This window comes from Luteimonas sp. MC1750, assembly GCF_016615955.1.
GTDB lineage: Bacteria > Pseudomonadota > Gammaproteobacteria > Xanthomonadales > Xanthomonadaceae > Luteimonas.
Window position 1 is genome coordinate 1823041 of the sequence record NZ_CP067113.1, and the last position, 12089, is coordinate 1835129.

At 72.1% G+C, this 12089-nt stretch carries 12 protein-coding genes; all 12 read right to left on the minus strand.

The genetic code is table 11. The annotated features are described in order from the left end of the window. Positions 1-22: 22 nt before the first annotated feature. Positions 23-475: a preprotein translocase subunit SecG gene (gene secG, locus JGR68_RS08440; RefSeq protein WP_199361880.1), complete on the minus strand. Its 453-nt coding sequence runs from the start codon at positions 473-475 to the stop codon at positions 23-25. A 25-nt stretch (positions 476-500) separates the two neighbouring features. Then, positions 501-1253: a triose-phosphate isomerase gene (tpiA, locus tag JGR68_RS08445; protein WP_199361879.1), complete on the minus strand. Its 753-nt coding sequence runs from the start codon at positions 1251-1253 to the stop codon at positions 501-503. Positions 1254-1348: 95 nt separating this feature from the next. After that, a complete protein-coding gene (locus JGR68_RS08450; protein ID WP_199361878.1) occupies positions 1349-2302 on the minus strand; it encodes an isopenicillin N synthase family oxygenase in 954 nt (317 codons plus the stop codon). Positions 2303-2467: 165 nt separating this feature from the next. Beyond that, positions 2468-3832, minus strand: coding sequence for a phosphoglucosamine mutase (glmM, locus tag JGR68_RS08455; RefSeq protein WP_199361877.1), 1365 nt, complete (start codon positions 3830-3832; stop codon positions 2468-2470). Beyond that, the gene (gene accD / locus JGR68_RS08460) at positions 3829-4716 is read right to left on the minus strand and encodes an acetyl-CoA carboxylase, carboxyltransferase subunit beta (RefSeq protein ID WP_199361876.1); all 888 of its coding nucleotides are present in this window, start codon (positions 4714-4716) and stop codon (positions 3829-3831) included. Before accD ends, glmM begins: the two co-directional genes overlap by 4 nt. Positions 4717-4762: 46 nt before the next feature. Next, entirely contained in the window at positions 4763-5599 is an 837-nt protein-coding gene (trpA, locus tag JGR68_RS08465) for a tryptophan synthase subunit alpha (RefSeq protein WP_199361875.1), read from the minus strand. Next, positions 5596-6810 carry a tryptophan synthase subunit beta gene (gene trpB, locus JGR68_RS08470; protein WP_199361874.1) on the minus strand — a complete coding sequence of 405 codons (1215 nt, stop codon included), beginning with the start codon at positions 6808-6810 and terminating at the stop codon, positions 5596-5598. The genes trpA and trpB overlap by 4 nt, the downstream gene beginning before the upstream one ends. Then, positions 6807-7493: a phosphoribosylanthranilate isomerase gene (locus JGR68_RS08475; protein ID WP_199361873.1), complete on the minus strand. Its 687-nt coding sequence runs from the start codon at positions 7491-7493 to the stop codon at positions 6807-6809. Before JGR68_RS08475 ends, trpB begins: the two co-directional genes overlap by 4 nt. A gap of 1 nt (position 7494) precedes the next feature. Beyond that, positions 7495-8328 carry a tRNA pseudouridine(38-40) synthase TruA gene (truA, locus tag JGR68_RS08480; protein WP_199362245.1) on the minus strand — a complete coding sequence of 278 codons (834 nt, stop codon included), beginning with the start codon at positions 8326-8328 and terminating at the stop codon, positions 7495-7497. 55 nt (positions 8329-8383) lie between these two features. Beyond that, entirely contained in the window at positions 8384-10201 is a 1818-nt protein-coding gene (locus JGR68_RS08485; RefSeq protein WP_234446470.1) for a FimV/HubP family polar landmark protein, read from the minus strand. Positions 10202-10268: 67 nt separating this feature from the next. Beyond that, entirely contained in the window at positions 10269-11285 is a 1017-nt protein-coding gene (locus JGR68_RS08490; RefSeq protein WP_199361871.1) for an aspartate-semialdehyde dehydrogenase, read from the minus strand. Between the two features lie 47 nt (positions 11286-11332). After that, complete coding sequence (locus JGR68_RS08495) at positions 11333-12076, minus strand: rhodanese-like domain-containing protein (protein ID WP_199361870.1); 744 nt, start codon at positions 12074-12076, stop codon at positions 11333-11335. Between the last annotated feature and the right edge of the window lie 13 nt (positions 12077-12089).

The following is a 12089-nucleotide window of genomic DNA, read 5'->3' on the forward strand; positions in this document are numbered from 1 at the left end:
GAGCGCGATAGTGTAATCGCTATCAGCCGCCCTGCGGGACTTCCCGTCCCGTTTCCCCCTGCGAGGGGGGCGATGCGGCGGGCGGCTGGTCCTCCGGCACGGCCGGGACCGTGGCGTCGGGGACGATCGGCGCGGCTTGCGGCGCCGAGGGAACCGCGGTATCGGCAGCCGGGGCCGCGGGAGCCGCCGGCACTTCGGACATCACGCCCAGGTCGACCGCGGCCGGACCGGACTGGCGGGCCATGTTCGTGGCCTGCCAGGCCATGAACAGGGTCAGCGCGAAGAACACGATCGCAAGCCACTTGGTGGACTTGGTCAGGAAGCTGGAGGCACCACGCGCACCGAACACGGTGGCCGAGGCGCCGCCGCCGAAGCCGGAACCGGCCTGGGCGCCCGCGCCGCGCTGCATCAGGATCAGCGCGATCATCGAGATGGCGACGAGCACGAAGACGATGTTGAGGATGAGCTGCAGCATGTTCCAGTTCTCTTGTGCCCGACGGTCAGCGGACCGCCGCGGCCACGATGGCCATGAAGTCCGTGGCCACCAGCGATGCACCGCCGATCAGGCCTCCGTCGACGTCGGGCTGGGTGAACAGCTCGGCGGCGTTGGCGGGCTTCACACTGCCGCCGTAGAGGATCGGCAGTGAATTTCCAATCTTAGCACTCCTTGCCGCGACCTCGCTACGGATGAACGCGTGCACGTCCTGGGCCTGCTGCGGGCTGGCGGTCAGGCCTGTGCCGATCGCCCAGACCGGCTCGTAGGCCACGACGGCGCTGGCCAGGCCTTCGGCACCGACCAGGTCCAGGACCGGGCGCAGCTGGGAGGCGATCACCGCCTCGGTGGTGCCGCCCTCGCGCTCGTCCTTCGACTCGCCAACGCACAGGATCGGACGCAGGCCGGCGGCGAGCGCCGCGGCAAACTTGCGCGCGACGAGATCGCTGTCCTCGCGGTGGTACTGGCGGCGCTCCGAGTGCCCCACGAGCGCGAAGCGCGCGCCGGCGTCGGCCAGCATCGCGGCCGACACCTCGCCGGTGTAGGCGCCTTCGCCGTGCTCACTCACGTCCTGGCCGCCGAAGGCGATGCCCCGCGCGCCCCAGGCCTCGACCAGGCCCGCCAGCAGCGTGGCTGGCGGCAGCACCACGACCTCGACGCCATCGGCCGGCAGGCCTGCCGCCATCTGCTGCAGCAGGTCCGCGGCGGAGCTGCGGTTGCCGTTGAGCTTCCAGTTGCCGGCGACGATGCGAGTGCGCATTTCTGACCTCGGGTGTGGCGGGAGCGGTGATTCTAGGCGTTCACGCACGTTCCGTCATGGCCACGCCACTTGCGTGGCCATGCATTGCCCGCCGGTCAGGCGAGCTTGATCTCGCGCAGGCGCTCCTCGAGGTAGCCATGCGCCGTGATCGGTTCCGGGTAACGGCTCGGATTGTCCGCGGTCACGCAGGACGGCAGCACGTCGATCAGGAAGTCCGGGTTCGGGTGCAGGAAGAACGGCACCGAGTAGCGCGGCTGGCGCGCCAGCTCGCCCGGCGGATTGACCACGCGGTGGATCGTCGACGGATACACATGGTTGGTCAGGCGCTGCAGCATGTCGCCGATGTTGACCACGATGGTGTCGGCGTCCGAAGTGAACGGCACCCACTCGCCCTCGCGCGACTGCACCTCGAGGCCGGCCGCGCTGGCGCCGACCAGCAGCGTGATGAAGTTGATGTCACCGTGCGCGCCGGCCCGCACGTTCGGGATGTCGTCGGCGGTGATCGGCGGATAGTGGATCGGCCGCAGGATCGAGTTGCCGTGGTCGGTCTTGTCCGCGAAGTAGTTCTCGGGCAGGTCGATGTGCAGCGCCAGCGCGCGCAGCACCTGCGAACCGAGCTGGTCGAGCGCCTCGTACAGCGCATAGCCCTTTTCGCGGAATTCCGGGACCTCGTCCGGCCACAGGTTCGGCGGCATCACGTCCCGGTACTTCGAATCGTCCGGGATCTCGCGGCCGATGTGCCAGAACTCCTTCAGGTCGAAGTGCTTCGAATCCTTGGCCGTCTCCACGCCGAACGGCGTGTAGCCGCGGGCACCGCCACCGCCGGGCACGTGGTACGTCTTCTTGGTTTCTTCCGGCAGCGCGAAGAAGGCCTTGAAGGCGGCGTAGGCCCCGTCGATCAGCGGCTGCGGGATGCCGTGGTTGCGGATGCCGGCGAAGCCCCACTCGCGGTAGGCCGCGCCGAGGTCGGCGACAAAGGCTTCGCGATCCGAGGGGCTGGCGGGATGGGTGAAGCGGCGGATGTCGAGGGTCGGGATGCGGGGGGCCATGGCTCACTCGGTCAGGCTCGTCCCCGGACGGAGACGCTGGCCCACCATGATACCGCCTCGCTCCCGCCGCCCCCCCCTGCAGGAGCGGCTACAGCCGCGATCGCCCTGCCGGGCATCCCGGGATCGCGGCTGTAGCCGCTCCTACAAGAGCGGAAGGGGCGCGGGTCAGGTGGCGGCCTGGACCGCGGCGGCCAGCCGCTCCAGGGTGGACGCGACCAACGCTTCGTCGTCGGCCTCGACCGTGACGCGCACCACGGGCTCGGTGCCGGACGGGCGCAGGAAGGCTCTGCCCCGCCCTTCGACGGCCCGCTGGGCCTCGGCCAGCGCCGCCTGCACGCTGCCCGCCTCCGCAGGCCGAGCGCCATTGGCCACGCGCACGTTGACCGTGCGTTGCGGCACCTTGCGCAGGTCGCGCAGGGCGTCGGCCAGCGACGTGCCGCGACGGTGCAGCACTTCCAGCACCTGCAGCGCGCTGACGATGCCGTCGCCGGTGGTGGCGCGGTCCAGGCACAGCAGATGCCCCGAGGCCTCGCCGCCGAGGATGCCGCCGTGTTCGACCAGGGCCTGGTGCACGTAGCGGTCGCCCACTTTCGTGCGCATGAAGCCGATGCCGCGCGCGGACAGCGCCTGCTCGAGCGAGAAGTTGGTCATCAGCGTGCCGGCCACGGGACCCCGCAGCCGCCCGCTTTCCTGCCAGTCGCAGGCCAGCAGGTAGACCAGGTCGTCGCCGTCGCGCACCACGCCTTCGCCGTCGACGAACATCACCCGGTCGCCGTCGCCGTCGAAGGCGATGCCGAGCTCGGCGCCGGTCGCGCGCACGCGCTCGGCCAGGCCTTCCGGATGGGTGGAGCCCACGCCGTCGTTGATGTTGGTGCCGTTGGGATCGACGCCGATCGCGTCCACGCGTGCACCGAGCTCGCGCAGCACCATCGGTCCGATCTGGTAGGTGGCGCCATGGGCGCAGTCGACGACGATGCGCATGCCGTCCAGGTCGAAGCTGCGCGGCACCGAGCCCTTGCAGGCCTCGACGTAGCGGCCCACGGCGTCGCGCGTGCGCACCGCCTTGCCCAGGCGGTCGGACGCGACGGTCGAGAACGGCTGGTCCAGCGCGGCCTCGATCGCGAGTTCGGTGGCGTCGTCGAGCTTCTCGCCTTCGGCGGTGAAGAACTTGATGCCGTTGTCGTGGTGCGGGTTGTGCGAGGCGGAAATCACGATGCCGCCGTCGGCGCGCATCGAATGCGTCAGGTGCGCGACCGCCGGGGTCGGCATCGGCCCCATCAGCTGCACGTCGACGCCGGCCGCGACCAGCCCGGCCTCCAGCGCCGCCTCGAACATGTAGTTCGAGATGCGCGTGTCCTTGCCGATGATGACCAGCGGCTTGCGCCACTCGTCGCCTTCGCGCACCCGCGCGGTGAGCGCGTGGCCATAGGCATTGCCCAGGCGCAGCATGAAGTCGGCCGAGATCGGGCCCTCGCCCACCCGGCCGCGGATGCCGTCGGTGCCGAACCAGCGCCGCTTGCCGGCGCTCATGCCGCGGCCTCGTCGGCCGGCGGCGCCGGCTGGCGCATCAGCATGGCCAGCAGGCTGGCGATGCGCGCGCGCAGCTCGCGCCGGTCGCAGATCTGGTCGATGGCCCCGTGCTCGACCAGGAACTCCGAGCGCTGGAAGCCTTCGGGCAGGGTCTCGCGCACGGTCTGTTCGATCACCCGCGGGCCGGCGAAGCCGATCAGCGCCCTCGGCTCGGCGAGGTTGATGTCGCCCAGCATCGCGAACGAGGCGGAGACGCCGCCGGTGGTCGGATGCGTCATCACCGAGATGTAGGGCAGTCCGGCCGCGCGCAGGCGGCCGAGCGCGGCCGAGGTCTTGGCCATCTGCATCAGCGAGAACAGGCTCTCCTGCATGCGCGCGCCACCGCTGGCGGAGAAGTTGACGAAGGGCGAACCGATCTCCAGCGCGCGTTCGGCGCCCAGGGTGAAGCGCTCACCGACCACCGAACCCATCGAGCCGCCCATGTAGGCGAAGTCGAAGGCGGCCGCGACGATCGGGCTGCCCTTGAGGCGCCCTTCCATCGCGATCAGCGCGTCGCGCTCGCCGGTGGACTTCTGCGCCGCCTTGATGCGGTCGGAGTACTTCTTCTGGTCGCGGAAGCGCAGGACGTCGGTCGGCCCCAGGCGCGCGCCGATCTCCACGCCGCTGCCGGCGTCCAGGAAGGCCGCCAGCCGCGCGCGGGCGCGGATCGGCATGTGGTGCGCGCACTTGGGGCAGACCTCGAGGTTCTCCTCGAGCTCGGGGCGGTAGAGCACCGCGCCGCAGCTGTCGCACTTCTCCCACAGTCCCTCGGGCACGCTGCGCTTGCGTGCGGGACTGCCCTCGGTGCGGATGCGGGCGGGCATGACTTTCTTGAGCCAGGACATGCGTTTGCTGTGATCCTCTGCGGACGGGGCCGCGAACCCGGGGAGTTTAGCCCACCGCCCCGCGGGGACCGGCATCGAGCGCCTCCCTGAGGGGGGCCAGGAAGGCGGCCGCGGCGGCGGCGGCGCGTCCGCTTCCCGCGGCCTCCATCGCCCTGACCAGGGCGCTGCCGACCACGACGCCATCGGCGTCCACGGCCATGGCGGCCGCGCTGGCGGCGTCGTGGATGCCGAAGCCGACCACCACCGGCACGGGGCTGCGCGCGCGGATGGCGCGCAGGTGCGCGGCGGCGGCGGAGGTGTCCAGGCGCGCGGAATCGCCGGTGACCCCCGCCATGCTCACGTAGTACAGATAACCCTGGGCGAGATCGCAGAGCATGCCCATGCGTGCCTCGTCGGTCGTCGGCGAGGCCAGCAGGACCAGCGCGATTCCCTGCGCCGAAAAGGCCTCGCGGAACTCCGGGGTCTCCTCCGGCGGCAGGTCGACGAGCAGCACGCCGTCGACGCCGGCCGTCGACGCAGCCGCGGCGAAGGCCGCTGCGCCGCGGATCTCGATCGGGTTGAGGTAGCCCATCAGCGTGACCGGGGTGTGGTCGTCGCGCTCGCGGAACTCGCGCACGCGCTCCAGCACCCAGGCCATCCCGGCGCCGCGCGCGATGGCGCGCTCGGAGCTGCGCTGGATGGTCGGGCCGTCGGCCATCGGGTCGGAGAACGGCACGCCCAGTTCGATCGCATCGGCACCGGCGTCGACCATGGCGTGCATGACCGGCACCGTGTCCTCGAGCCCGGGATCGCCCGCGGTGATGAAGGGCACCAGCGCCTTGCGGCCGGCGGCGCGCAGGGCGTCGAAGCGGCGCGCGATCCGCGGCGAGACCGCCGCGCTCATACCTCGACCCCTTCGCGCGTGGCGATCGTGTGCACGTCCTTGTCGCCGCGCCCGGACAGGTTGCAGAGCACCAGCGCATCCTTCGGCATGTCGCGGGCGAGCTTGATCGCCTGCGCCACCGCGTGGCTCGATTCCAGCGCCGCGAGGATGCCTTCGGTGCGCGCCAGCAGGTGGAAGGCCTCGAGCGCTTCGTCGTCGGTCACGCCGACGTACTGCGCGCGGCCGCTGTCGGCGAGGAAGGCGTGCTCCGGCCCGACCCCCGGATAGTCCAGGCCGGCCGACACCGAGTGGGTCTCGATCACCTGGCCGTCGTCGTCGCACAGCACATAGGTCCGGTTGCCGTGCAGGACGCCGATCCGCCCGGCGGAAATCGATGCCGCGTGCTGGCCGCTGGCGATGCCCTCGCCCGCCGCCTCGGCGCCGACCAGGCGCACGTCGCGGTCGTTGAGGAAGGCGTGGAAGATGCCGATGGCATTGCTGCCGCCGCCCACGCAGGCGGTGACCACGTCCGGCAGGCGGCCGTGGCGCTTCAGCATCTGCGCCCTCGCCTCCTTGCCGACCACGGCGTTGAAATCGCGCACCATGCGCGGATACGGGTCGGGACCGGCCACCGTGCCGATGATGTAGAAGGTGTCGGCGACGTTGGTCACCCAGTCGCGCATCGCCTCGTTGAGCGCGTCCTTGAGCGTGGCCGACCCGCTGGTCACCGGCACCACCGTGGCGCCCAGCAGCTTCATCCGGTAGACGTTGATCTTCTGCCGTTCGATGTCGGTCGCGCCCATGTAGACCACGCACTCCAGGCCCAGGCGCGCGGCGACCGTGGCGCTGGCGACGCCGTGCTGGCCGGCGCCGGTCTCGGCGATGATCCGGGTCTTGCCCATGCGGCTGGCCAGCAGCGCCTGGCCGATGGTGTTGTTGATCTTGTGCGCGCCGGTGTGGTTCAGGTCCTCGCGCTTGAGCAGGATGCGCGCGCCGCCGACGTGGCGGGTCAGGCCCACGGCCTCGTAGATCGGGCTCGGCCGGCCGACGTAATCGGCCAGGTCGGCGTCGAAGGCCGCGACGAAGGCGGGATCGGCGCGGGCGGCGTCATAGGCTGCGGCCAGCTCCTGCAGCGGACCCGCCAGGGTCTCCGCCACGAAGCGGCCGCCATGGCGGCCGAAGTGGCCGCGTGCGTCCGGGAAAGCATGGAAATCGTCTGGCATGTCGTTCATCGGGCCCCTCCTTGCGGGCTCGCGGTGTCGTCGTCGGGGCGGCAGTCGGCGCGCCGCACCTCTTCCACGAAGGCGCGCATCAGGTCGCCGTCCTTGCGGCCGGGTGCGGACTCGATGCCGCTGCTGACGTCGACGCCCCAGGGTCGGGTCGCGCTGATCGCCGCGTTCACATTATCGGGGCCCAGGCCGCCTGACAGCAGGAACGGACGGGTCAGGCCGGGCGGCAGGGTGGCCCAGTCGAAGGCGCGGCCGCTGCCTCCGTCGTGCCCGCCGCCGTGGCTGTCGAACAGGAACGCCGCGGCGCCCGGCCAGGACGCGCCCAGCGCCGGCCCCGTGGGCACGGCGCTCGCGCCCATGCCCACCGCCTTGATCCAGGGCACGTCGAAGCGGCGGCAGAACGCATCGTCCTCGTCGCCGTGGAACTGCAGGAGGCTGGGCCGGACCTGTTTCACCACCTCGCGGATCTCGTCGGCGCTGTTGTCGCGGAACACCGCCACCGCGTCCACCAGGGGCGCCAGCGCCTCGCGCAGCGCGCGCGCCTCGGCCGCGTGGATGCGACGCGAACTGGCGTGCGCGAACACGAAGCCGACGGCGTCGACGCCCAGCTCGCTGGCCAGGCGGACGTCGCCGGCGCGGGTCAGGCCACAGAACTTGATGCGGGTGCGGTACAGGGTACGAGGCATGTCAGGACGCCGGGAACGTGGGGGATGCCGTGTCCATGCCGGCGCCAGGGGGCGCAAGCGTGACCTCGGCGGGAAGGCGGCACTCGGCCGGGTAAAGCGGGGCCAGGAAGACCAGGCCACCCGGCGGAGCGGTGGGCCCGGCCAGGCGGCGGTCGCGCGCCTGGAGGACCTCGGCGATCCAGTCCTCAGGCCTGGATCCGCCACCGACTTCGAGCAGGGAACCGACGATGTTGCGGACCATATGATGCAGGAAAGCATTGGCCTGCACCTCCACCGCCACCACGTCGCCATCGCGCCAGACGCGGATCGCCTGCAGGTCGCGGCGCGCGTGCGGCGCCTGGCAATGGACGGTGCGGAACGCGGAGAAGTCGTGCTCGCCCACCAGACGCTGCGCGGCGCGGTGCATGGCGCCCGCGTCCAGCGGCTTCTTCATCCAGGCCAGGTACTGGCGGCCGAGCGCGGGGCGGACGGGGCGATTGATGATGCTGTAGCGGTAGCGGCGCGCACGGGCCGAGAAGCGCGCGTTGAAGTCGTCGCCGACCTCCTGGCACCAGCGCACCGACATCGCCTGTGGCAGCAGCGACGTGGTGCCCATGACCCAGTTGCGCGGGCTGCGCGCCGCCGCGCTGTCGAAATGCACCACGTTGCAGCGGGCGTGGACACCGGCGTCGGTGCGGCCGGCGCAGGTGGTGGCGATCGGCGCGTCGGCCACTTTCGACAGTGCCCCTTCCAGCGCCGCCTGCAGGGTGTCCGCGCTGTCGACGCCGTGCGGAGTCAGCCGCTGCCAGCCCAGGAAACCGCCGCCGTCGTACTCGATGCCCAGGGCGTAGCGCATGGCGTGCGTCGACGGACCGGCCGCGCCGCGGGCGACCGCGGCCATGGCTCGTCCGTCAGGCGATGCCTTCCAGCAGGCGCGATGCTTCCGCGCGAGCGGCCGGATCCCCGGCCTCGGCGACTTCGCGCAGCAGGTCGCGGGCGGTGTCGGTATCGCCCAGGTCCAGGTAGGCCCGGGCCAGTTCGATGCGCTCGCTGCCGCCGGGCGCCGGATCGAGCGCCGCGATGGCCGCCGCGTCGTCCGCGGCCGCGCCGGGGTCGCGCGCTGCCGGCACGGCGTCGGACGGCGTCGCCGGGACGGCGCTGTCCGCATGCCATGCCGGGACACCGACCGGAGCCGGTGGCGGCGCGACCGGCGGGGCCGGTGCGTCGGCGCCGCCGCCGCGCGGCGGCGAGGCCGCGGCCAGGGTGGCGGTATCGAAGCGCGGGCGCGGAGACGCCTTCGGCGCGCGGCGGACCAGCAGCCAGGCGGCGGCGGCCACGAGCAGTAGACCCAGGCCGATCCAGACCCAGGGCAGGCCCGCTGCAGCCGAGCCCTCGGGTCCAGTCGCCACGGCGGTCTCCGGAGGAGTGCCCAGACGCTCCTGGACCGCGGCAAGCTCGCTGTCCTTCATCGTCAGCAGCTGCGCCTGCTGGGCCTGCAGGCGCTCGAGGTCGGCGACGCGCGCCCGGAGCTCGGCCACTTCGGCGTCGCGTGCGGCCAGGGTTTCCTGGCGCTGTTGCAGCTCCTGCTGCAGTTCCTGTCGAAGCATCTCGCCCTCGCCACCGGCCTGGATGCCGGATCGTATGCCTGCCTGCTGGCCGTCGCCGGCCGACGGCGGCACGATTTCGAGCCGCGCGTCCGCGGTCCGCTGCGCGGGCGTCGCCGCGGCGGGCTCCTCCTGGCGCGCGACGGGAGCCGCCGCCGTCGCCTCGTCGGCGCCGGGCTGCGCGGCATCGGGCTGCGGAGCCGGCCGGGTCATGTCGCGCCAGGCGGCGATCTGCTCGCGCATCAGCGCGCGGGACTCGCGCGGGTCCAGCGCCGCGATTTCGCCGCGATCCGGGATGCGCAGCACCGCACCCTGGCGCATCAGGTTCAGGTTGCCGGCGATGAAGGCCTGAGGATTGGCGCGGAACAGCGCCACGATGGCCTGTTCGCGGCTGACCCCGTCACCGGCCAGGCCGTCGGCGATCGCGCCGAGCGTTTCGCCCGCGCGGACCGGGCCGTATTCGCCAGGCGTGGACGCGGCGGCTGGCGCGGCGGTTGCCGGGGTCGCGGTCGCGCGCTGTGGGGCCGCTTCGGCCGCCCCGGCCTGCGGCGCCGGCGTCGGTGCCGGATCGGCGGCCGCCGTCTCCTCGCGGACCTCGTCCGCCGGCGCCGGGTCGGCGTCGGCTGCGGTCGGCGTGCGCACGATCGCGTTCGACGGCACCGCGACCGGTGCCTCGATCGCCGGCTGGGCCGGCGCGGAGACGGTCTGCGGCGCGTCCACCAGCGCGGAATACTCGCGCACCAGGCGGCCCTGACCCCAGTCGACCTCGACCAGGAAGGTGAGCGCCGGCTGGGTCACCGGCTCGCGCGTGGTGACGCGGATGACCGGGTTGCCGCGTGCATCCAGCGCCACCGCGAACTCGAGCCCGGACACCACCGCATCCGGCGCGGCGAGGCCGATCCGGCGGAAGGTCTCCGGCGACGCCAGGCGGGCGCGCAGCTGGTCGAGCTCGGCCGGATCGCTGGACACGACCTGGATCTCGGCCAGCAGCGGCTCGCCGGCACGCGACTTGACCTCGATGCGGCCGAGCCCGAGGGCCAGTACCTGGCCGGCAAACAGCACCAGTGCCAGCCCGCACAGGGCCGCCCAGCGCAGTGCTCGCTGCAATCGCGGTGTCGTGGTCACGCCTTCCCCCGTCATGTCGCGTGGACTCTAGCGGCCCCGGCACTGCGCTGGCAACGCGGACGCGCCATCAGCCCTCGCCCGCCACCAGTTCCGCGACCTGGACCGCATTCAAGGCCGCACCCTTGCGGATGTTGTCGGCGACCACCCACAGGTCGAGTCCACGCGGGTGCGAAATGTCCTCGCGGATGCGGCCCACATAGACCGGATCGTTGCCCGAGGCGTGGGTCACCGGCGTCGGATAGCCGCCCGGCACACGCTCGTCCACGACCTCCACGCCCGGCGCCGCTTCCAGCAGCGCGCGCGCCTGCGCGGCGGTGAGCTTCTCGCGGGTTTCGACGTGGATGGCCTCGGCGTGCCCGTAGAACACCGGCACGCGCACCGCCGTCGGATTCACCTGGATCGCGTCGTCGCCGAGGATCTTGCGCGTCTCCCAGACCAGCTTCATCTCCTCGCGGGTGAAGCCGTTGTCCATGAACTCGTCGATGTGCGGGATCAGGTTGAAGGCGATCTGTACCGGGAAGCGGTTGGCTTCCGCGCCCTGGAACCCGAGCAGGGAGGCGGTCTGCCGCCCGAGCTCCTCCAGCGCCTGGCGCCCCGCGCCCGACACCGACTGGTAGGTCGCGACGTTGATGCGCTCGATGCCCGCGGCGCGGTGGATCGGCGCCAGCGCGACCACCATCTGCATGGTCGAGCAGTTCGGGTTGGCGATGATGCCGCGCGGCCGCTGGCGCGCCGCCTGCGGATTGACCTCGGCGACCACCAGGGGCACGTCGGCATCCATGCGGAAGGCCGAGGAGTTGTCGATCACCACGGCGCCCGCGGCGGCGAACTTCGCCGCGTATTCCTTCGAGACGGCACCGCCGGCGGAGAACAGCGCGATATCCACGCCCGCGGAATCGAAGCCGGCCAGATCGCGCACCAGCACCTCGTCGTCGCCGAACGCCACCGTCGAGCCGGCCGATGCGGCGCTGGCCAGGGCGACCAGCTCCGCGACCGGGAAGCCGCGCTCGGCCAGGATCGACAGCATGGTTTCGCCCACCGTGCCGGTCGCACCGACCACGGCCACCCTGTATTGCCTGCCCATTGCCACTCCGGTTTCGTCTTCGCGCGGCGGCGCCGCGCAGCTGGTCATTATCGCCCGTTGGCGTCGGCAGCGGCGCCCAGCGCCGGATCGAGGGCGATGCGCTCGTCGAAGACGAAGCAGCTGCCTTCGTAGCCGAAGTCGCCCATGGCCTCGAACCAGCCCAGGATCCCGCCCTCGAGCTGAAGCGCGTGGGGATAGCCGGCACCGCGCATCCAGTTGACCGCCTTCTCGCAGCGGATGCCGCCGGTGCAGAACCCGACCACGGTGGCATCGGCCAGCGCATCGCGATGCGCTTCCAGCGCGCCGGGAAGTGCCGTGAAGCTGTCGATCGGCAGGGTCAGGGCGCCGGCGAAGCTGCCGTGGCCGACCTCCTCGCGGTTTCGGGTGTCGAGCAGCACCAGCCGGCGGCCGGCATCGTCGTGGCCCTGCCCGATCCAGCGCGCCAGGTCGCGCGGCGCGACGGCGGGCGCCCGACCATCCAGCGGCGACGCACCCTCGCGGCGGAAGCTGATGATCTCCGGCTTGCGCTTGACCTTGAGCCGCGCGAACGGGCGGGTCTGGCTCCGGCTCAGCTTGGCCTCGAGCGCATGGAAGCGCGGATCCTCGCCCAAGCGCGCGAGGAAGACCTGGACGTCGCCGGCCTCGCCGGCCAGGAACAGGTTGATGCCTTCGTCCGCGACCAGCACGGTACCGAGCAGCGCCAATTCTTCCGCAAGCGCGCGCACCCGGGCGACGACGGCGGCGGGGTCGTCGATGGCGACGAAACGGTAGGCGGCGATGCTGGTGAACATCGCCGCATTCTAC